The 20,372-nt window shown below is 72.3% G+C and carries 17 protein-coding genes; 12 read left to right on the top strand and 5 right to left on the bottom strand.

The features are described from left to right. The first annotated feature begins 110 nt into the window (after window positions 1–110). Window positions 111–1,391 (top strand): ATP-dependent Clp protease ATP-binding subunit ClpX, encoded by a 1,281-nt coding sequence (gene clpX / locus IEZ00_RS06540; RefSeq protein WP_189222142.1) that lies wholly within the window; start codon window positions 111–113, stop codon window positions 1,389–1,391. Between the two features lie 4 nt (window positions 1,392–1,395). Then, window positions 1,396–1,983, top strand: a complete 588-nt coding sequence (locus IEZ00_RS06535) for an RBBP9/YdeN family alpha/beta hydrolase (RefSeq protein ID WP_189222141.1) — start codon at window positions 1,396–1,398, stop codon at window positions 1,981–1,983. 42 nt (window positions 1,984–2,025) lie between these two features. Here the strand turns inward: IEZ00_RS06535 and IEZ00_RS06530 are convergent, their stop codons facing one another. After that, complete coding sequence (locus IEZ00_RS06530; RefSeq protein ID WP_189222140.1) at window positions 2,026–2,901, bottom strand: alpha/beta hydrolase; 876 nt, start codon at window positions 2,899–2,901, stop codon at window positions 2,026–2,028. A gap of 153 nt (window positions 2,902–3,054) precedes the next feature. Further along, window positions 3,055–3,879, bottom strand: a complete 825-nt coding sequence (fdhD, locus tag IEZ00_RS06525) for a formate dehydrogenase accessory sulfurtransferase FdhD (protein WP_189222139.1) — start codon at window positions 3,877–3,879, stop codon at window positions 3,055–3,057. A gap of 67 nt (window positions 3,880–3,946) precedes the next feature. Here fdhD and IEZ00_RS06520 point away from each other — a divergent pair, with 67 nt between their 5' ends. The 3 genes from IEZ00_RS06520 to IEZ00_RS06515 are packed head-to-tail and all read left to right on the top strand — an operon-like array spanning window position 3,947 to window position 6,939. Further along, window positions 3,947–5,257: an OFA family MFS transporter gene (locus IEZ00_RS06520; protein WP_189222138.1), complete on the top strand. Its 1,311-nt coding sequence runs from the start codon at window positions 3,947–3,949 to the stop codon at window positions 5,255–5,257. Continuing rightward, window positions 5,254–5,358, top strand: a complete 105-nt coding sequence (locus tag IEZ00_RS38320) for an MFS transporter small subunit (RefSeq protein ID WP_443705455.1) — start codon at window positions 5,254–5,256, stop codon at window positions 5,356–5,358. The genes IEZ00_RS06520 and IEZ00_RS38320 overlap by 4 nt, the downstream gene beginning before the upstream one ends. A 9-nt stretch (window positions 5,359–5,367) precedes the next feature. Beyond that, entirely contained in the window at window positions 5,368–6,939 is a 1,572-nt protein-coding gene (locus tag IEZ00_RS06515) for a phytoene desaturase family protein (protein ID WP_189222137.1), read from the top strand. Between the two features lie 89 nt (window positions 6,940–7,028). On the opposite strand, the gene IEZ00_RS06510 is transcribed toward IEZ00_RS06515, so the two are convergent. Together IEZ00_RS06510 and IEZ00_RS06505 are read right to left on the bottom strand one after the other, a co-directional pair. Further along, window positions 7,029–9,317: an FdhF/YdeP family oxidoreductase gene (locus tag IEZ00_RS06510; RefSeq protein ID WP_189222136.1), complete on the bottom strand. Its 2,289-nt coding sequence runs from the start codon at window positions 9,315–9,317 to the stop codon at window positions 7,029–7,031. Between the two features lie 615 nt (window positions 9,318–9,932). Further along, window positions 9,933–10,892 (bottom strand): hypothetical protein, encoded by a 960-nt coding sequence (locus tag IEZ00_RS06505; RefSeq protein WP_189222135.1) that lies wholly within the window; start codon window positions 10,890–10,892, stop codon window positions 9,933–9,935. A 106-nt stretch (window positions 10,893–10,998) separates the two neighbouring features. On the opposite strand from IEZ00_RS06505, the gene IEZ00_RS06500 reads away from it, so the two are divergent. From IEZ00_RS06500 to IEZ00_RS06490, 3 genes are read left to right on the top strand one after another with little or no spacing between them, the layout of a single operon-like run. Continuing rightward, entirely contained in the window at window positions 10,999–13,632 is a 2,634-nt protein-coding gene (locus tag IEZ00_RS06500; RefSeq protein WP_189222134.1) for a valine--tRNA ligase, read from the top strand. Continuing rightward, window positions 13,629–14,990, top strand: a complete 1,362-nt coding sequence (gene folC, locus IEZ00_RS06495) for a bifunctional tetrahydrofolate synthase/dihydrofolate synthase (RefSeq protein WP_189222133.1) — start codon at window positions 13,629–13,631, stop codon at window positions 14,988–14,990. The genes IEZ00_RS06500 and folC overlap by 4 nt, the downstream gene beginning before the upstream one ends. Next, entirely contained in the window at window positions 14,987–15,370 is a 384-nt protein-coding gene (locus tag IEZ00_RS06490) for a DUF4233 domain-containing protein (RefSeq protein ID WP_189222132.1), read from the top strand. Before folC ends, IEZ00_RS06490 begins: the two co-directional genes overlap by 4 nt. Before the next feature lie 11 nt (window positions 15,371–15,381). Here IEZ00_RS06490 and IEZ00_RS06485 read toward each other — a convergent pair whose 3' ends face one another. After that, window positions 15,382–15,864: a hypothetical protein gene (locus IEZ00_RS06485; RefSeq protein WP_189222131.1), complete on the bottom strand. Its 483-nt coding sequence runs from the start codon at window positions 15,862–15,864 to the stop codon at window positions 15,382–15,384. A gap of 115 nt (window positions 15,865–15,979) precedes the next feature. Between IEZ00_RS06485 and IEZ00_RS06480 the strand changes: the two genes are divergently transcribed. From IEZ00_RS06480 to IEZ00_RS06465, 4 genes are all read left to right on the top strand, one after another. After that, window positions 15,980–16,882, top strand: a complete 903-nt coding sequence (locus IEZ00_RS06480) for a helix-turn-helix domain-containing protein (protein ID WP_189222130.1) — start codon at window positions 15,980–15,982, stop codon at window positions 16,880–16,882. Window positions 16,883–16,987: 105 nt separating this feature from the next. Then, on the top strand, window positions 16,988–18,022 hold the full coding sequence (locus IEZ00_RS06475) for an NADP-dependent oxidoreductase (protein ID WP_189222129.1): 1,035 nt from the start codon (window positions 16,988–16,990) through the stop codon (window positions 18,020–18,022). Between the two features lie 122 nt (window positions 18,023–18,144). After that, the gene (locus IEZ00_RS06470; protein ID WP_189222128.1) at window positions 18,145–19,584 is read left to right on the top strand and encodes a serine hydrolase domain-containing protein; all 1,440 of its coding nucleotides are present in this window, start codon (window positions 18,145–18,147) and stop codon (window positions 19,582–19,584) included. A 14-nt stretch (window positions 19,585–19,598) separates the two neighbouring features. Next, the coding region (locus tag IEZ00_RS06465; protein WP_229795284.1) for a histidine kinase at window positions 19,599–20,372 on the top strand (774 nt) is incomplete at its 3' end.

The raw sequence follows: 20,372 nt of genomic DNA, 5'->3' as shown, positions 1-20,372 counted from the left end.
TACCGTCGAGGGGAACGCAGCGCGACCCCGCACCCAGCGGGCTCCGCGCCGAACCAGCAGTCAGGCGCTGCACACCAGGTGTGCGCCGGAGGGGACAGAGGTCAGCGGTCATGGCACGTATCGGTGACGGCGGCGACCTGCTGAAGTGCTCTTTCTGCGGCAAGAGCCAGAAGCAGGTGAAAAAACTCATCGCCGGCCCCGGTGTCTACATCTGCGATGAGTGCATCGACCTCTGCAACGAGATCATCGAGGAAGAACTCGCGGAGGCGGGCGACGTCAAGCTCGACGAGCTGCCCAAGCCCGCCGAGATCCACGACTTCCTCGACCAGTACGTGATCGGCCAGAACGAGGCCAAGCGGACTCTCTCGGTGGCGGTCTACAACCACTACAAGCGCATCCAGGCCGGTGACCGCGGGCGTGAGGGCCGCGACGACGGCGTGGAGCTGGCCAAGTCGAACATCCTCATGCTCGGCCCGACCGGCTGCGGCAAGACCTACCTGGCCCAGACGCTGGCCAAGATGCTCAACGTGCCGTTCGCCATCGCCGACGCCACGGCGCTGACCGAGGCGGGCTACGTGGGCGAGGACGTCGAGAACATCCTGCTCAAGCTCATCCAGGCGGCGGACTACGACGTCAAGCGGGCCGAGACCGGGATCATCTACATCGACGAGGTCGACAAGATCGCCCGGAAGAGTGAAAACCCGTCGATCACGCGCGACGTCTCGGGCGAGGGCGTGCAGCAGGCGCTGCTGAAGATCCTGGAGGGGACCACCGCCTCGGTGCCCCCGCAGGGCGGGCGCAAGCACCCCCACCAGGAGTTCATCCAGATCGACACGACGAACGTGCTGTTCATCGTGGCGGGCGCGTTCGCCGGTCTGGAGAAGATCATCCAGGACCGCGTGGGCAAGCGCGGCCTCGGCTTCGGCGCCGAGGTGCGCACCAAGGCCGAGGTGGACGCGGCGGACTACTTCGCCGAGTCGATGCCCGAGGACCTGATCAAGTTCGGCCTCATCCCGGAGTTCATCGGCCGACTGCCGATGGTGGCCAGCGTCACGAACCTGGACAAGGACTCCCTGGTCCGCATCCTCACCGAGCCGAAGAACGCGCTGGTCAAGCAGTACCAGAAGCTGTTCGAGATGGACGGCGTGGAGCTGGAGTTCACCCGGACCGCGATGGAGGCCGTCGCCGACCAGGCGATCCTGCGCGGCACCGGCGCGCGCGGCCTGCGGGCGATCATGGAGGAAGTCCTGCTGCCGGTGATGTACGACATCCCCAGCCGCTCGGACGTGGCCAAGGTCGTCATCACCGAGCAGACGGTCAAGGAGAACGTGAACCCGACCATCGTGGCCCGCCAGCCCAGCCGCCGGGAGCGGCGCGAGAAGTCGGCGTAGGGCGTTGTCGCTGCCGCACGTCCTGCTCCTGCACGGCCTGACCGGGTCGGGGCCCACCCACTGGCAGAACTGGCTGGCGGGCGAGCTGGCGCGGCACGGGGCCCAGGTCGACCTGCCGGAGTTCAGCTCGCCCGACGCGCCGGAGCTGGACGTGTGGCTGGCGGAGCTGCGCGGGCACCTGGCCGCCGCACCCCCTTCATCCGAACGGGTGGTCGCGGCGCATTCGCTGGGCAGCCTGCTGTGGCTGCACCACGCGGCCGCCGACCCGGACCCGGCGCTGCGGGTGGACCGGGTGCTGCTGGTGGCCCCGCCCAGCCCGCACTTCACCGGCGAACCGCTGATCGCGGACTTCCTGGACTGCCCGCTGGACCCGGCGGCGGTCCGCGCGGCGGCGGGCGACACGCGGCTGGTGGTGGGCCAGGACGACCCGTACTGCACGCTGGAGCAGGCCAGGGAGCTGGCGGCGGCGCTGCGGGTGGAGCTGGACGTCATCGCGGGCGGCGCTCACCTGAACGTGGCCGCCGGCTACGGTCCGTGGCCCGCGGTGTTCAAGTGGGTGCGCAGCGACCGGGTGCCGCTCACCCCGCGCTGACCGGAGCGCGCTGATCAGAACGCGCCGACCAGGACGCGCTGATCACGATCGGGGGGTGCTGACGCGCCTGCCGAGGAAGCGGACCACGTCCGGGGTGACCTTGCGGTAGAACACGTCGTCGTGGCCGCCGGGGATCACCGAGGCCACGGCGGGCCGGGCGGCCGCGATGAACCGCCGGGTGCCCACGATGAACCGGTCCCGGTCGCCGATCCACACCCCGATCGGCGTGGGCCCCAGCTCGTCCACGTGCCGCAGCGGGTCCAGCGACGCCCACTGGGCCTGGTCGGCGAACGCCTTGCGCTTGGCCATCTCCGGCCACGAGGTGAGCAGACCGGGCGCCATGGCGGCCACCGCGCGCAGCGGCTCCCGCCGCTGGTGCCTGCGCCGGGCGTAGACCAGCGCGCCGAACCCGCCCATGGACGCCCCCGTGCAGGCGAACACCGGTCCGAAGCCGCGTTCGGCCAGCCACCGGGGCACCTCCTCCAGCAGCATCTCCATCGGGTCGTCGCCGGGCACGTTCTCGTGCCAGTAGTGGTCGCCCCCGTCGACCGCCACGAAGCCGAACGGCGGCACCGCGCCCCGGCCGACCGCGGAGACCAGCACCTCCGGCAGCCCGCCGACGGCGGCCCAGCGGGCGCTGCCGTGCAGGCCGTGCAGCAGGATCGACATGGGCAGGCCCCTGGTCGGCACGCCCGGCGGGACCATGGTCAGGAAGTCGACCTCCCGCCCGCGCGCGGCGGAGAACACCCGGTCCACCTTCACCACGGCCCGCTTGCCGCCGGGTTTGGGACCGGCCACGCCCAGCGCGTAGCGCAGCGCCTCGCTCATCGGCGCGTTGCCGTGCAGCCCCAGCGCGATCCCGGTCGCGCCCAGCCCGGCCGCGCCGAGCGCCCCGAGCACCGAGCGCCTGCTGACCATCCGCCCCCTCCGCCCGCTTCCCCCTGTGCCATCGCCGACGACCCGCCGCGCGTTTCGACCGCACCGCGGCGTTCACGCGGAGTTCGGTCATCCGTCGCCGTTACGACGCGCGGCACCGGGGAGAGGTTGCACAGCGCCACGCCCGCGCGCGGTTCACCCCTGGACCCGCTCCGCACCCGCGTAGACGTTCATCGACTCGCCGCGCAGGAAGCCGACCAGCGTCACGCCCTGCTCCTCGGCCAGCTCGGCGGCCAGCGAGGACGGCGCGGACACCGCGGCCAGCACCGGCACGCCCGCCATCGCCGCCTTCTGCACCAGCTCGAACGACGCGCGCCCGGACACCATGAGCACCGTCCCGGCCGAGGGCACCCGCTTGTTCAGCACCGCCCAGCCCAGCACCTTGTCGACCGCGTTGTGCCTGCCGACGTCCTCGCGCACGACCAGCGCGTCGCCGTCGGCGGTGAACAGGCCCGCCGCGTGCAGGCCGCCGGTGGACGCGAACACCTTCTGCCTCTCGCGCAGCGCGTCCGGCAGCGCGGCCAGCACGTCGACGGTGATCCGGCAGTCGTCGGCGGCCGGGGGGAAGCGGGTCTTGAGCTTCACCGCGTCCAGCGCGGCCTTGCCGCACACCCCGCACGAGGAGGTGGTGTAGAAGTTGCGCTCCACCCCCGTCTCGGGCGGCGCGACGCCGGGGGCCAGCGCCACGTCGAGCACGTTGTAGGTGTTGCGCCCGTCCGGGCCCGCGCCCTCGCAGTAGCGCGCCACGGACACGTCGTCCAGCCCGCCGATGACACCTTCGCTGAGCAGGAAGCCGTGAGCCAGTTCCACGTCGTGACCGGGCGTGCGCATGGTGACGGCCAGTGCTTTGCCGTTCACCCTCAGTTCCAACGGCTCTTCGGCCGCCAACAAATCCACCCGTTTGCGTTGCGTTCGGCGCGAATAGGTGACCACTGGGCGACGGACAGTGACTCGACCCATCGTGGACTCCTTGCTCCAGGCTAAGTTTTTCGTGGCTCGCCAACCAGGTTACGGAGGTGCACGGCCAGTGGGTTTCCTCGACCGCTCGCGCACGGTGGCCCCGCCCGACTGGAACCGCTGGCTGGTCCCGCCCGCGGCGCTGTCGGTGCACCTGGCCATCGGCCAAGCCTATGCCTGGAGCGTGTTCAAGCCCCCGCTGGAGAGCGCGCTCGGCCTCACCGGCACGCAGAGCGCGCTGCCGTTCCAACTGGGCATCGTGATGCTCGGCCTGTCGGCGGCCTTCGGCGGCACGCTGGTGGAGCGCAACGGCCCGCGCTGGGCCATGTTCGTCTCCGCCACCTGCTTCTCCACCGGCTTCCTGGTCTCCGCCCTGGGCGCGTGGACGCAGCAGTACTGGCTGGTGGTGCTGGGCTACGGCTTCATCGGCGGCATCGGCCTGGGCATCGGCTACATCTCGCCGGTGTCCACGCTGATCAAGTGGTTCCCGGACCGGCCGGGCATGGCCACCGGCATCGCGATCATGGGCTTCGGCGGCGGCGCGCTGATCGCCTCGCCGTGGTCGGCGCAGATGCTGGAGTCCTTCGGCCGCACCCCCGAGGGCATCGGCCAGGCGTTCCTGGTGCACGGCCTGGCCTACGCGGTGTTCATGTCCGTCGGCGTGCTGCTGGTGCGGGTGCCCGCGCACGTCCGGGAGCGGGAGGTGGTGCGCTCCGCGATCAACGTCTCCGCCCGCAACGCCCTGCGCACACCCCAGTTCTGGTGCCTGTGGGTGGTGCTGTGCTTCAACGTCACCGCGGGCATCGGCATCCTGGAGAAGGCGTCGCCGATGATCGTCGACTTCTTCAAGGACACCGCCACACCGGTCGCGGCGGGCGCGGCGGCCGGGTTCGTCGCGCTGCTGTCGCTGACCAACATGGCGGGCCGCATCATCTGGTCGTCCACATCGGACCTGGTGGGGCGCAAGAACATCTACCGCCTGTACCTGGGCGTCGGCGCGCTGATGTACCTGCTGCTGGCGCTGGCGGGCAACTCCTCCAAGCTGCTGTTCGTGCTGTGCGCCATGCTGATCCTGTCCTTCTACGGCGGCGGGTTCGCCACCGTCCCGGCCTACCTGAAGGACCTGTTCGGCACCTACCAGGTCGGCGCGATCCACGGCAGGCTGCTCACCGCGTGGTCCACCGCCGGCGTGCTCGGCCCGCTGATCGTCAACGCCATCGCCGATGGCCAGAAGGCGGCCGGGAAGTCCGGCCCGGACCTCTACACCACGTCTCTGTTCATCATGATGGGCCTGCTGGTGGTGGGCTTCGTCGCCAACGAGCTGGTGCGCCCGGTGGCGGCCAAGTACCACGAGCCGGAGCTGGAAGGAGCGTCCCGATGAGGCGCGGCCTGGTCGTCTTCGCCTGGCTGTGGGTGGGCCTGCCGCTGGCCTACGGCCTGTTCGAGCTGATCCGCAAGGTCACCGCGCTGTTCACCGGCTAGGGTCGGCCGGTGGACTCCTACGACGTCGTGGTGGTCGGCGGCGGGCACAACGCCCTGGTCGCCGCGGCCTACCTGGCGCGGGCCGGGCGCTCGGTGCTGGTGCTGGAGAAGCTCGACCACGTCGGCGGCGCGGCGGTCAGCGAGCAGGTCTTCCCCGGCGTGCCCGCCCGCCTGTCGCGGTACTCCTACCTGGTCAGCCTGCTGCCCGACCGCGTCGTCGCGGACCTGGGGCTGAGGTTGTCGCTGCGCTCGCGCGCCGTCGCCTCCTACACCCCGCACGGGCGGGGCGGCCTGCTCGTCGAGCGGACGCCGGGCGAGGCGACCGCGGCCTCGTTCCGCGAGCTGACCGGTTCCGACGCGGAGTGGCGGCGCTGGCGGCGCTGGTACGACGAACTGGCGGACCTGGCCGGGGTGCTGGCGCCGACGCTGCTGGAACCGCTGGAGTCCCGCGAGCGGACCCGCCGCCGGGTCGAGGCGGCGGGGCTGGCGCGGGTGTGGGAGCAGGTCTTCGAGCGCCCGCTGGGCGAAGCGCTGCGGGAGCTGTTCACCGACGACCTGGTGCGCGGCGTGGCGGCGACTGACGGCCTGATCGGCACGCACACCTCGTTGGACGACCTGAGGGCCAACCGCTGCTTCCTCTACCACGTGATCGGCAACGGCACGGGGGAGTGGCGCGTGCCGGTCGGCGGGATGGGCGCGGTGACCGCGGAACTGACCCGCGCCGCGCGGGAAGCCGGGGCCCGGATCGTGACCGGGGCCGAAGTGTCCCGTGTGGACGCCGACGGCGTCAGCGCCGAGGTGGAGTTCGGCGACCGCGTGGTGGGAGCGCGGTTCGTGCTGTCCGGTGTGGCCCCGGCGGTGCTGGACTCGTTGCGGGGCAAGGAAGTCCGGCGGGTCGCCGAGGGCAGCCAGCTGAAGGTCAACATGCTGCTGCGCAAGCTGCCGCGGTTGCGCGGCGGCATCGACCCGCGCCTGGCGTTCGCGGGCACGCTGCACCTGGCCGAGTCGTACGGGCAGCTGGAGACGGCCTACCGGGAGAGCGCGGCGGGCCGGGTGCCGTCGGTGCTGCCCGCGGAGATGTACTGCCACACGCTGACCGACCCGTCGATCCTCGCGCCCGAGCAGGCGCGGCGGGGGTGGCACACGCTGACCCTGTTCGGCCTGCACACGCCCGCCGCGCTGTTCGAGCGGGACAACGACGGGCTGCGCGAACACCTCGTCGGCCGGTACCTGTCCGCGTTGGACGAGCACCTGGTGGAGCCGATCGAGGAGTGCCTGGCCGTCGACGCGGACGGCAGGCCCTGCGTCGAGGCGCGCACACCGCTGGACCTGGAGGCCGAGCTGGGACTGCCGCGCGGCAACATCTTCCACGACGAGCTGGCCTGGCCCTTCGCCGAGACGCGGGACGAGGTCGGCCGGTGGGGTGTGGAGACCGACGTGGCGAACCTGTTGCTCTGTGGCTCGGGCGCGCGGCGCGGCGGCGCGGTCAGCGGCATCGGCGGCCACAACGCCGCCATGGCCGTCCTGTCCCCCCAACCGCGTCGGCAAGTACTACCCATGCCCCCTCCGGGGAGCGCATGACTACTACCCGTCCCGGCGGACGGGCGGGTCGGGTAGTAGTCAGCGGCCCCTGTCGGCGGGTCGGGTAGTACTTGCCGACGCGGACGGGGTCAGCGCTTCTCCAGCCGCACCACGATCGACTTGGACGTGGGCGTGCCGGACACCTCCGCCGTGGACTCCAGCGGCACCAGCGCGTTGGCCTCCGGGAAGTAGGCCGCCGCACACCCCGCCGCGGTCGGGTAGGACACCACCCGGAACCGCTCCGCCCGCCGCTCCACCACCCCGGTCGGGTCCTCCGGCCACTCGCTGACCAGGTCGACCACCTCGCCGTCGGCCAAGCCCAACCGGGCCAGGTCGGCCGGGCTGACGAACACCACCCGACGGCCGTCCTTCACCCCCCGGTACCGGTCGTCGAGCCCGTAGATCGTGGTGTTGTACTGGTCGTGGCTGCGCAGCGTCTGCAGCAGCAGCCGCCCCTCGGGCACCTCCAGCACGGTCAGCGGGTTGGCGCTGAAGTGCGCCTTGCCGGTGCGGGTGCCGCTGAACTCGCGGGCGTCGCGCGGCGCGTGGGGCAGCACGAACCCGTCCGGCCGCCGCACCCGCTCGTTGTAGTCCTGGCAGCCCGGCACGACGCGGGCGATGCGGTCGCGGATCAGGTCGTAGTCCTTCTCGAACTCCTCCCACGGCACCGGGTGCTCCGGCCCGAGCACCGCGCGCGCCAGCCTGCACACGATCGACACCTCGGACAGCAGCTGGTCGCTGGCGGGCTCCAGCCGCCCCTGCGACCGGTGCACCACCGACATCGAGTCCTCCACGGTGACGAACTGCTCACCGCTGTGCTGCAGGTCGCTCTCCGTGCGTCCCAGCGTCGGCAGGATCAGCGCGGTCCGCCCGTGCACCACGTGCGACCGGTTGAGCTTGGTGGACACCTGCACGGTCAGGTCGCACCGGCTCATCGCCCGCGAGGTGACCTCGGTGTCCGGCGACGCGGCCACGAAGTTGCCGCCCACCGCGAAGAACACCCTGGCCCTGCCATCGCGCATGGCCCGGATCGAGGCGACCGTGTCGTAGCCGTGCTCGCGCGGCACGGAGATGCCGAACTCGGTCTCCAGCGCGGACAGGAACTTCTCCGGCATCTTCTCCCAGATGCCCATGGTCCGGTCGCCCTGCACGTTGGAGTGACCGCGCACCGGGCACAGACCCGCCCCCGGCTTGCCGATCATGCCCCGCATCAGCACCACGTTGGCGATCTCGCGGATCGTGGCCACCGAGTGCCGGTGCTGGGTCAGGCCCATCGCCCAGCACACGATGGTGCGCTGCGACTCGGCGAACATCCGCGCCAGCAGCTCCACCTGGGCGCGCGGCAACCCGGTGGCCCGGTCCACCGCGTCCCAGTCCAGCGCCCGCACGTGCTCGGCGTAGGCGGCGAAGTTGTCCGTGGAGCGCTCGATGAACTCGTGGTCCAGCGCGTTCCACCGCAGCAGCAGGTTGCCGATCGCCTGGAACAGCGCCTGGTCGCCGCCGAGCCGGATCTGCAGGAACTCGTCGGCCAGCTGGGTGCCCGCCCCCACCACGCCGCGCGCGTTCTGCGGGTTCTTGAACCGCAGCAGACCGGCCTCGGGCAGCGGGTTCACCGCGACGATCTTCGCGCCGCCCCGCTTGGCCTCCTCCAGCGCCGACAGCATCCGCGGGTGGTTGGTGCCGGGGTTCTGCCCGACCACCACGATCAGGTCGGCGCGGGCGAAGTCGTCGATGCCGACCGAGCCCTTGCCCACGCCGGTGGTCTCCGACAGCGCGGCGCCGGACGACTCGTGGCACATGTTCGAGCAGTCGGGCAGGTTGTTCGTGCCGAACGAGCGCACCAGCAGCTGGTAGAGGAACGCGGCCTCGTTGCTGGTCCGACCGGAGGTGTAGAAGACCGCCTCGTCCGGGCTGGCCAGGCCGTTGAGGTGCTCGGCGACCAGCGCGAAGGCGTCCTCCCACGAGATCGGCTCGTAGTGCGTGCCGCCGGGGCGCAGCACCACCGGCTCGGTCAACCGGCCCTGCTGGCCCAGCCAGAAGTCGGTCTTGTCGGCCAGCTCCGCCACCGGGTGCGCGGCGAAGAAGTCCCGCCCGACCCGCCGCCGGGTGGCCTCCTCGGCCACCGCCTTCGCGCCGTTCTCGCAGAACTCGGCCAGCTTGCGGTGGCCCTGCGGCTCCGGCCACGCGCAGCCGGGGCAGTCGAAGCCCTCGCGCTGGTTGAGCAGCCGCAGGGTGGTGACCGTGCGGGCCACACCCATCTGCTCGACACCGCGCTTGACCGACACGGCCACGCCGGGCAGCCCCGCCGCCCACCGCTTCGGTCCACTGGTCTCAAGTCGCGACTCGTCGACGTCGTGCTGGGGAGGGTTGCGGGTCATGCGCCCATTGTGCCGCCGGCACGCCCCGCGCGAGCGTGCCGGCGGTGGAGCGATCGTCCGGGGTCCCAGGCGGCGCGCGGTCCGCTGCCACGGGCCCCAAGGGGTTGCGGCCGGCCCGTGGACCCGGCGCTGTGACCTGCGACGACTCGGTGATCACCATTGATTGTGATCGCGGTCACTCGGGTCGGTAATCGTCCTTTCGGGTGAGAGGTGCATTCGGAGATCCTGAGTTGAGCGTTGGGGCACCGTGAACTGAGCGTTGGGGCACTGTGAGGCGAGCTTTGGGGGCTTCAAAAGCGGCGCTCGCCGCGCGGCAGGTCGCCAAGGACGGCGCTCGCGGGCACCCCGCTGCGCGCGCTCCGCGCGCCCCCTGGTGCGTGGGCAAGTACTACCCGAGGGGCGTCCGGGGGGCGGTAACTACTACCCGAGGGGCGCGGAAGCGCCGGTCAGGGCGTGAAAGTGCGGGTCGGGGTGCGCGAACGCTCGGTTCGTGGTGTCGGAACGCGCGACTCGCGGGGGCGACACGCCCAACACGCCCATACGTGGGTGACACCGGGAGCGGGCGTGGCCGTTCTGGGCGTTGAACTCGGGGGTTCTGGGGGTTCGACTCGCGGGTTACCTGGTGCAGCCGTCGGTGGTGGGCATGGGACGGTTGGGGTCGAAGTAGTCCTCGGAGGGGCCGAACTCGCCGGGGGTGCCGCCGCTCATGGCGCGGTCGGCGACCCAGGGAGCGAGGAACCCGCGCTCGGCCGCCTCGCAGGAGATCGAGTACCAGTGCCCGTCGGTCTCCTCGGCCCACAGGCCCTGGCTGCCCTCGCGGAACCCCTCACCGGAGCGCAGCACGTAGTCCACCGAGACCCGGCTGACCGCCACGATGTCGTACGGGCTGGTCAGCAGCGCCGGGGAGCCGGTGAAGGCGTAGGCGACCAGGTAGTCGGTGTGCACGACCAGCTCGCCCGGCTCGCCCGCCTCGGCCCGCATCGAGCCGTTGACCTTCGGCGCCACCGGCAGCAGTTCCGAACCCTTGGCCACCCGCGTCACCACAAGGCTCGCCTCCGGGTCGTTGCCGCCGTCGAACAGCGGTCGCATGTGGTCCTGCAGATCGGGGGCCAGCAGCGCCAGGTAGGGCTCGACGTCGTGGTCCCGCACCACCCGCAGGTCCAGTCGCGCGGTGATCACGGCTTGCCGCACCCGCTCGTACGCCTGCGCGACCTGCTCGGCGGAGAACTCGCCCACCGGCTGCGCCGCCGGGGCCACCACGCCCGCCTCGCCGTCCGCCCACGCCTCGGCGGGGGTGTTCGCGAACGGCTCGTCCAGGTCCACCGGCGCGGCCGCGGTCTCCACCGAGTCGGCCACCGCCTGGCCGACACCGTCGAACTCGCCCGCCCGGTACAGGCCGAACAGCAGCGCGGCGATGGCCACCAGCGCCACCGCGGAGACCGCCTTGCCGCCGTGCGCCCGCAGCCGGGCACGGCGGCGCGCCCGTCGGATGTCGCGCTTGGCCCGGCGGTTGGCCGCCCTGATCCACGCCTCGTCGCGCAGGTCCGGGTGGTTGTCGATGTCGTCCGCGGTCACTTGCCCCCCTCGTCGATGGTGCCGCTCACTCGATCGGAGTAGGGGGCGGCGGCGTTAGCAGGTATCTGGTTCGAAGTCGACACCCGCTCCTCCGTAGACTTCCCACGTGACTGAGACCCCCACCGCACCCCAGCGAAACGAACTCCCGCCGGCGTGGAACCCGGCCGAGGTAGAGGCCGGGTTGTACCAGCGGTGGGTCGAGCGCGGGTACTTCACCGCGGACGCGAGCAGCGACAAGCCGCCCTACACGATCGTCCTGCCCCCGCCCAACGTCACCGGCAGCCTCCACATGGGCCACGCCCTCAACCACAGCGTCATGGACGCGCTGACCCGGCGCCGCCGGATGCAGGGCTACGAGGTGCTGTGGCTGCCCGGCATGGACCACGCGGGCATCGCCACCCAGAACGCCGTGGAGCGCTCGCTGGCGGGCGAGGGCCGGTCCCGCCACGACCTGGGCCGCGAGAAGTTCGTCGAGCGCGTCTGGGAGTGGAAGGCCGAGTACGGCGGCAAGATCCTCGACCAGATGCGCCGCCTCGGCGACGGCGTGGACTGGAGCCGCGAGCGCTTCACCATGGACGAGGGCCTGTCCCGCGCGGTCCAGACGATCTTCAAGAAGCTCTACGACGACGGCCTGATCTACCGCGCCGAGCGCATCATCAACTGGTGCCCGCGCTGCCAGACCGCGCTGTCGGACATCGAGGTCGACCACTCCGACGACGAGGGCGAGCTCGTCTCCATCCGCTACGGCTCCGGTGAGCGGTCGATCGTCGTGGCCACCACGCGCGCCGAGACCATGCTCGGCGACACCGCCGTGGCCGTGCACCCGGAGGACGAGCGCTACCAGCACCTCATCGGCACCGAGGTCGAGGTGCCGCTGACCGGCCGGTACGTGCCGATCGTCGCCGACGAGCACGTGGACCCCAAGTTCGGCACCGGCGCGGTGAAGGTGACCCCGGCGCACGACCCGAACGACTTCGAGATCGGCCAGCGGCACGACCTGCCCGCGCTGACCGTGATGGACGGCCGCGGCGTGATCACCGCCAAGGGCCCGTTCGAGGGCCTGGACCGGTTCGAGGCGCGGCCCGCCGTCGTGGCGGCGCTGCGCGAGCAGGGCCGGATCGTGGCGGAGAAGCGCCCCTACACCCACGCGGTCGGCCACTGCTCGCGCTGCGACACCGTGGTCGAGCCCCGGCTGTCCATGCAGTGGTGGGTCAAGGTCGAGCCGCTGGCCAAGGCGGCGGGCGACGCGGTCCGCGACGGCCGCACCAAGATCCACCCGGCGGAGCTGTCCAAGCGCTACTTCGACTGGGTGGACAACCTGCACGACTGGTGCATCTCCCGCCAGCTGTGGTGGGGCCACCGCATCCCGGTCTGGTACGGCCCCGGCGGCGAGGTGGTCTGCGTCGGCCCGGACGAGCAGCCGCCCAGCGGTGAGGGCTGGGTGCAGGACGAGGACGTGCTGGACACCTGGTTCTCCTCGGGCCTGTGGCCGTTCTCCACCATGGGCTGGCCCGAGCGGACCGACGAGCTGGCCAAGTTCTACCCGACCAGCGTGCTGTCCACCGGCTACGACATCCTGTTCTTCTGGGTCGTCCGGATGATGATGTTCGGCCTGTACGCGATGGACGGCAAGCAGCCGTTCGACGACGTGTTCCTGCACGGCCTCATCCGCGACCAGTACGGCAAGAAGATGTCCAAGACCCGCGGGAACGGCATCGACCCGCTGGACTGGATGGACACCTACGGCGCCGACGCCACCCGGTTCACCCTGCTGCGCGGCACCAGCCCCGGCTCGGACCTGGCGGTGGCCGAGGAGTGGGCCGCTGGCTCGCGCAACTTCACCACCAAGCTGTGGAACGCCACCCGGTTCGCGCTGGGCAACGGTGCCACGGTGGCGCGCCCGCTGCCGCCCCGCGAGGCGCTGACCGACGCCGACCGGTGGGTCCTGGACCTGCTCGACGAGCTGGTCACCGAGGTCGACGCGCACTTCGAGTCGTTCCAGTTCGCCAAGCTCAGCGAAGCGCTCTACCACTTCACCTGGGACGAGTTCTGCGACTGGTACCTGGAGCTGGCCAAGGTCCAGCTGGCCGAGGGCGGCGTGCGCGCCGAGGCCACCCAGTCGGTGCTCGGACACGTGCTCGACGTGCTGCTGCGGCTGCTGCACCCGCTGACGCCGTTCATCACCGAGACCCTGTGGACCACGCTGACCGGCGGCGAGTCGCTGGTGGTCGCGGACTGGCCGCGGGCATCCGGTGCCGAGCGCGACGCGGTGGCCGCCGCCCGGATCGAGGGGCTGAAGAAGCTGGTCACCGAGATCCGCCGATTCCGCTCCGACCAGGGCCTCAAGCCCGCGCAGAAGGTGGCGGGCAAGGTCCGCGGCGCGTGCTGCGTGGACCTGCTCGACCAGGTGCCCGCGGTCCGCGCGCTGACCAGGATGACCGAGCCCGGCGAGGACTTCGCGGCGACCGTGTCGCTGGAGGTCGGCCTGCCCAAGGGCACGGTGACCGTCGAGCTGGACACCTCCGGCGCGATCGACCTGGCCGCCGAGCGCAAGCGGCTGGCCAAGGACCTGGCGGTGGCGGAGAAGGAGCGCGCCCAGTGCGAGGGCAAGCTCGGCAACCCGTCGTTCACCGACAAGGCCCCGGCCGAGGTGGTGGCCAAGATCCGCACCCGCCTGGAGGCGGCCAACGCCGAGATCGAGCGCATCCACGCCCGCCTGGAAAGCCTGCCGCAGTCATGAGCGGGTTCGAGCAGGGCGCGCTGGAGCAACTGCGCCAGGTCGAGGCGGAGCTGGACACCCGCTGGCCGGAGACGAAGATCGAGCCCAGCCTGGAGCGCATCCGGTTGCTGGTGGACCTGCTGGGCGACCCCCACGAGTCCTACCCGGTGGTGCACATCGCGGGCACCAACGGCAAGACGTCCACCTCGCGCATGGTCGACGCGCTGTTCACCCGCGTCGGCCTGCGCACCGGCCGGTACACCAGCCCGCACCTGCAGCTGGCCACCGAGCGGATCAGCGTGGACGGCGCGCCCATCAGCCCCGAGCGCTACGTCGAGGTCTACCGCGACATCGAGCCGTACGTGTCCATGGTGGACAGTCGCGGCGACGTGCCGATGAGCAAGTTCGAGGTGCTCACCGGCATGGCGTTCGCGGCGTTCGCGGACGCCCCGGTGGACGTGGCGGTGGTCGAGGTCGGCCTGGGTGGCTCGTGGGACGCCACCAACGTGGTCGACGGCCGGATCGCCGTGGTCACGCCCGTCGGCATCGACCACGTCGAGTACCTGGGCGGCGACCTGGCGGGCATCGCCGCGGAGAAGGCGGGCATCGTCAAGCCCGGCTCGATCGCCCTGCTGGGCCCGCAGCAGCCCGCCGCCGAGCAGGTGCTGCTCCAGCGGTGCGCCGAGGTCGAGGCCACCGTGGCGCGGCAGGGCGCGGAGTTCGGCGTGCTGAACCGGGACGTCGCGGTCGGCGGGCAGGTGCTGCGGCTGCAGGGCCTCGGCGGCGTCTACGACGAGATCTTCCTGCCGCTGCACGGCGCGCACCAGGCCGACAACGCCGCGCTGGCGCTGGCCGCGGTCGAGGCGTTCTTCGGCGCGGGCGCGCAGCGGCAGCTGGACGTGGAGGCGGTGCGCGAGGCGTTCGCCTCGGTCACCTCGCCGGGCAGGCTGGAGCGGGTGCGCTCGGCGCCGACCGTGCTGGTCGACGCCGCCCACAACCCGCACGGCGCGGCGGCGCTGGCCAAGGCGCTGGACGAGGAGTTCGGCTTCCGCAAGCTGGTCGCCGTGGTCGGCGTGATGGGCGACAAGGACGCCGCGGGCATCCTGTCCGCGCTGGAGCCGGTGGTCAACGAGGTCGTGCTGACCGCCAACTCCTCGCCCCGCGCGATGGACCCGGACCTGCTCGCGGGCGAGGCGATCCCGATCTTCGGCGAGGACCGCATGGTGGTGCAGCCGCACCTGGTCGACGCGGTCGAGGAGGCCATCCGGCTGGCCGAGGAGACCGACGACGGCGTGGTGTCCGGCGCGGGCGTGGTGGTGACCGGTTCGGTGGTCACCGCCGGTGAAGCGCGCGCCCTGTTCGGCAAGGAGCCCTCATGAGCACGGCCCCGGCGCCGCGCAAGGACCCGATGAAGTCCTTCCGCGGCATCATGGCGGGCACCCTGATCCTGGAGGCCATCGTGGTGGCCCTGGCGCTGCCGGTGGTGGCCAACCTCGGCGGCGGGGTCGGCACCGGCACCGGCTACCTGGTGCTGGCGCTGATCGTGGCGCTGCTGGGCACGTGCGCGCTGCTGCGGTTCCCGTGGAGCGTGTGGGTCGTGGTGGCGCTGCACGTGGCCATGATCGCGGGCTGGTTCGCGATGACCGCGCTGGGCGTCATCGGCGTGGTGTTCAGCCTGGTGTGGACCTACCTGCTGTGGCTGCGCCGGGACGTGGCCAAGCGGATGGCCGAGGGCCGGTTGCCCAGTCAGCAGCAGTAGCCCTCCCGCAGCTACCAGCCAGGCGGCTCGGACAGCCGGTCGTACCACCAGGGGTCCGGCCGCGGCCCCCGGAGCTGCGACGACGGTGGCCTGCGCGCGGCGAACGGGTCGGGCAGCGTGCGCTTGAGGTAGACGGCGTCTAGCGCGGTGACCAGCCGCTCCAGCTCGCCGCGCGACCGGCGGCGCAGGCGTTCGAGGGTCCACTCCAGCACGTCGCGCGAGTGCCGCACGTCCTGGAACGCGCATTCGGCGCACGAGCAGCCCACGGAGCGCGGGTAGAGGGGGCGGCGACCCGACCGGGTCAGGAACACCCGGTACCGCCGCAGCGCGAGGGCGGTCGCGCCGGGGCGGACGTAGTACTCCTCGGAGCGGCGCTCCACGTCGCGCACGGCGAGGGTGGTGCGGTGGGAGAGCCCCGGCAGGTGCCCACTCGCCGGGAAGCCCTCGGGACGGGAGCGCTCGGCGCGCAAGGCGCCCGGTCGCCTACGCGGCATCGGCCTTTCGACAGGTGATCACGCGGCCATCGTGCCGGCCCTGGCAAGCGGTTACCCGCGCTGCCGGAGCCGTTGACGCCGCTTGGCGACAGCTCGATCGCTTAGAGTGAATCCGGTGTGGGACAACGACGACCTCCTGTCCGACTCCTGGCTGCCCTGGGCGGTGCGGCGGGCAGCGGGTGCGGAGGGAGTCCGGGCCGAGGTCCGACAGCACCGGTTGGGCGAAGTCGTGCTGGTCGACCGGTCGACCGGGCCGGTGAGCGGGGTGCGCGGCAGGCGTCAGATCGCGGCGACCGACGGCGACTTCCTCGTGGTGCGCATCGTGCGCGAGGGCGAGGAGCTGTTCGAGCAGGACGGGCGAACGTGGTTGTTGAAGGCCGGGGACGCCGTGCTGTGGGACAGCGGCCGTCCGGCCCGGTTCACCGCACCCGGCCCGATCGCCACGCGCAGCGTCGTCGTGCCGCGCCGGGGCCTCGTCGAAGTGGGCTGCCCGCTGGTCGCCGGAGACCCGCTGCCCGACCGGGTGCCCGCGGTGCACCTGCTCACCGGCTACCTCGACGCCCTGGACGCGACGCTGCCCGCGTTGACCGGGCCCGCTGTCGTGGCCGCCCGCAACGCACTGATGGAACTGGTGTGGGGGGCGCTGAGCCCGGCCACGCCGCTGGACCCGCAGGCCGTGCGGCCTGCCCGGTGGGCCGCGGTCGAGCGCTACCTGGACACCCACCTCGGGCGCGGTGACCTGTCGGCCGAGTCGGTGGCCGCGGCGCACGGCATCTCGGTGCGCACCCTCGCCAGGCTGTTCGCCGAGCACGGCAGCACCTTCACCGGCGTGCTGCGCGCCAAGCGGATCGGCAGGGTGAGCGAGGACCTGCTGACCGGCGAGGACACCGTCGAGGCGCTCGCCAGGCGCTGGGGCTTCTTCGACACCAGCCACCTCAACCGGACCTTCCGCGCCGTGCACGGCACCTCCCCGCACGAGTACCGGCTGCGGCACCGCGAGCCGACGCGCGTTGGCTGATCCGTACCCCTCGATGGCACGCCGGTACCCGGTGTCACCACCCCCGCCCGGCCCAGACTCGCCACGAACGCCCCGAACCAGTGGGCGCGAGCGAAGGGGAACACCATGACCGCGCTGCCCAACCGTGCGTTCCGGCTGCGCCACCGTCCCGAGGACCCGGCCGGGCGGGCACCGCTGGAGCTGGTGGAGGAGGACCTCGCGCCGCTGGCCGACGGCCAGGCGCTCGTCCGCACGCTGGTGCTGTCCGTGGACCCGGTGAGCCGCGTGTTCATGAGCGACATCCGCAGCGACCTGCCACCGGTCGGCATCGGCGAGGTGATGCGGGGCGTGGGCATCGGCCGGGTCGTCGACTCGCGCCGCGCGGACCTGCCGGTCGGCGCGCACGTGCTGGGCTGGACCGGGTGGCAGGACTACCAGGTCGCCGACGACGCGGTGCTGGAGGGACCGTTCGCCGTGCTGCCCGACCCGCTGCCCGCCGCGCCGGAGGACCTCCTCGGCGTGCTCGGCATGACCGGCATCACCGCCTGGCTCGCCGTGGAGATCGCCGACCCGCGCCCCGGCGACACGGTCGTGGTCTCCGCTGCCGGTGGCGCGGTGGGCTCGATCGCGGGCCAGCTGGTCAAGGAGCGCGGCGCCCGCGTGGTCGGCATCGCGGGCGGGCGGGAGAAGTGCCGCTACGTCGTCGAGGAACTCGGCTTCGACGCCTGCGTGGACCGGCGCTCGCCGGACTGGCGCGACCAGTTCGACGCGGCCACCCCGGACGGCGTCGACGCGGACGTGGAGAACGCGGGCGGCGAAGTCCTCGACCACCTGCTCACCCGCATCAACACCGGTGCGCGCATCGCGCTGTGCGGGATGATCGCCGACTACAGCGCCGACGCCGCTCAGCGGCACGGGCTGCGCAACATGGTCGAGGTGCTGGAGCAGCGCGCCACCATCCGCGGCTTCCTGGTCAGCGACCACGCCGACCGCTACGACGGGATCACCGCCGAACTGGCCGCCCGCCTCGCCGACGGCCGCCTGACCCACGCGCAGGTCGTCGTGGACGGCCTGGAACGCGCGCCGGAAGCGCTGGAGCGGATCTTCCGCGGCGACAACCGGGGCAAGGTCGTGGTCAGGGTCGCGCCGGACAGCCGCTGAACGACCGCGTCGCCGAAGCCCTGACGAAAGTCAGGGCTCCACCCTTCCTTTCGGGTCCTGTCTCCCACTCCCGGAATTCGTAGCGTCACCGATGTCGTGGACGGGACGATCGGGAGTGCGCTGTGAAGCATTGGCATCCGGTGGTGGCGGCGGTCGCGTTGGTCGCCGTCCTCACGCCGAACGCGGCGGCAGCGGGGGAGCCGGACAGCGCCGCGGTGGACCGCTTCGTGACGGAGTTCGCCGAGAACGCGGGCTACCCCGGCGTCGCCGTCGCGATCACCAGGGGGGACCGGGTCGTGCACCTTGCGGGCTACGGCCGGAGTTCCGACGGCTCCGGGATGACCCCGACGACCCCCGTGCCGGTGGCGTCGGTCAGCAAGTCGTTCACCGCGATGGCCGTCATGCAGCTGGTCGAGCGGGGGAAGCTGGCGTTGGACGATCCGGTGGCCGACCACCTCCCGGACTTCCGGCTGGCCGACCCGCGCGGCGCGGGCATCACGGTCCGCAGGCTGCTCGACCAGACGTCCGGGATCACCGACGGCACGTTGCCGGAGAAGAGCCTGCCGCAGCCGCACTCCCCGGCCGAGGCCGTGGTGCGCGCCAACGGCGCGACGCTGGCCGCGGAACCCGGCACCGAGCACCACTACACGAACACGAACTACCACCTGGCCGCGCGGCTGGTCGAGCAGGTCAGCGGCGAGCCGTACGCCGACTACCTGCGCCGCCACGTGTTCGAACCGGCGGGCATGAGATCGACGACCACGATCACCCGAGCGCCGGGCGGCTTGGCGAAGGGCCACGTCTACGCCTACGGCGTGTCCGTCCCCGTGACCGAGCCCGAGCGCTTCCTGGCGGGCTCGGACGACGTGATCACCACGGCGGAGGACATGGCGCGGTGGCTGGTCGTGCAGTCCAACGGCGGGCGGGCCGCCGACGGCACGAGGCTGCTGTCCCCGGAGGGCATCAAGGCCATGCACACCTCGTCGGACCCGCGCTGGACGTACGGGATGGGCTGGAACACCGCCGACGGCGGACGTGTGCGGCACAGCGGGATCTGGTTCACCTACTCAGCGGGCCAACTGCTGCTGCCCTCCGGCCACGGCATCGCGGTGATGGCCAACAGCGGTGTCTCGCTGGGCAACGAGGGCACCGGTCAGTTGGAGGACGGTCTGGCCACGCTCCTGGAAGGAGGTGCCCCGGACCCCGACTCCTCGCCGCGGCTGATCACCGACCTGGTCCTGGCCGCGTTGACCTTGTCGAGCCTGGTGCTGGGCGTCCTCGCCCTGCGGCGCAGCGCCAGGTGGGTTCCGCGCCGCGCCTTGTGGCAGCAGGTGCTCCGGCTGCTGCCCCGCGTCGTCCCGCTGGTCGTGCTGGTGATGCTGCCCGACCTGACGGGGGCGGTGTTCGGTGGCCGGGACATCTCGCGGGCACAGCTCGTCCACTTCTCCCCAGCCCTGGTCACGTGGCTGCTCGTGTCGAGCGTCCTGAACGCCTCCGTGCTCGTCACCCGCGCGGTGGCACTGCTGAGGTTGCGCACGTCCTCGCAGGTCGCGGGCGGGTAGCATCGATGATCGTGATGGGGATCCCGCGGTGGTCGGTGGCCCTGCTGGTGGCGTTGCTGACGGTCGTGGCGCTGTCCCGCGCCGACATGAGCGGTTGGGCGTACGCCTGCGCGCTCCTGGCCCCCGCGTCGGCCCTGGGGCTGCTCGTCCTGTCACCGTCCGCGTCCCTGGCCGTGTGCGCGGTGGCCGCCCAGGCGATACCGCTGGTGATGGGCGACGCCGTGCCGCCGTGGAGCGTCGCCCTCGGCGCGGCGCTGGCCGTGACCAGCTCCCTGGCCGGACGGCGATCGGCCCGCGTCGTGCCCGCTGTGGTGGCGTGCGCGGTCGTGGCGGTCCCGTCGGGCCTGGTCGACGTGAGCGCTTGGACGACAGGTCCGCTGGTCGTGGCGTTGGCCGTGGCGCTGCCGTGGCTGGTCGGCCGTTCGGCCCGGCAGCAGGCGGATCTGGCGGCTGCCGCCGTGGAACGCGAGCACCTGCGGGAGCGCACCCTCATCGCGCACGACGTGCACGACACGCTGGGGCACGAGCTCAGCCTGCTGGCGTTGCGCGCGGGCGCCCTGGAGCTGGCACCGGACCTCGCCGAGCACCACCGGGCGGCCGTGGCGGACCTGCGGGTCGCCGCCGCGACCGCGACCGAACGCCTGGCCGACCTCGTCACCGTCCTGCGGCAGGGCGAACCCGTCCCGCTGCACCCGGCGTCGGAGGACGTCCGGGCCCTGGTGGACCGGGTCGCTCGGGCGGGCGTGGTGGCGACCCTGGACTGGACCGGCCCGGCGGAGCTGCCGCCG

Source organism: Saccharothrix coeruleofusca, from assembly GCF_014648515.1.
GTDB classification, from domain to species: Bacteria; Actinomycetota; Actinomycetes; order Mycobacteriales; family Pseudonocardiaceae; genus Actinosynnema; species Actinosynnema coeruleofuscum.
Note: the sequence above shows the minus strand (reverse complement) of the source record. Positions and strands in the feature narration are given on the sequence as shown.

Bases quoted from the DNA above. Each gene is read 5' to 3' on its own strand.
- IEZ00_RS38320 (WP_443705455.1), top strand. From the start codon at position 5,254: ATGAGGCGCGGCCTGGTCGTCTTCGCCTGGCTGTGGGTGGGCCTGCCG.
- IEZ00_RS06490 (WP_189222132.1), top strand. From the start codon at position 14,987: ATGAGCACGGCCCCGGCGCCGCGCAAGGACCCGATGAAGTCCTTCCGC.
- folC (WP_189222133.1), top strand. From the start codon at position 13,629: ATGAGCGGGTTCGAGCAGGGCGCGCTGGAGCAACTGCGCCAGGTCGAG.
- IEZ00_RS06510 (WP_189222136.1), bottom strand. From the start codon at position 9,317: ATGACCCGCAACCCTCCCCAGCACGACGTCGACGAGTCGCGACTTGAG.
- clpX (WP_189222142.1), top strand. From the start codon at position 111: ATGGCACGTATCGGTGACGGCGGCGACCTGCTGAAGTGCTCTTTCTGC.
- IEZ00_RS06530 (WP_189222140.1), bottom strand. From the start codon at position 2,901: ATGGTCAGCAGGCGCTCGGTGCTCGGGGCGCTCGGCGCGGCCGGGCTG.
- IEZ00_RS06485 (WP_189222131.1), bottom strand. From the start codon at position 15,864: ATGCCGCGTAGGCGACCGGGCGCCTTGCGCGCCGAGCGCTCCCGTCCC.
- IEZ00_RS06475 (WP_189222129.1), top strand. From the start codon at position 16,988: ATGACCGCGCTGCCCAACCGTGCGTTCCGGCTGCGCCACCGTCCCGAG.
- fdhD (WP_189222139.1), bottom strand. From the start codon at position 3,879: ATGGGTCGAGTCACTGTCCGTCGCCCAGTGGTCACCTATTCGCGCCGA.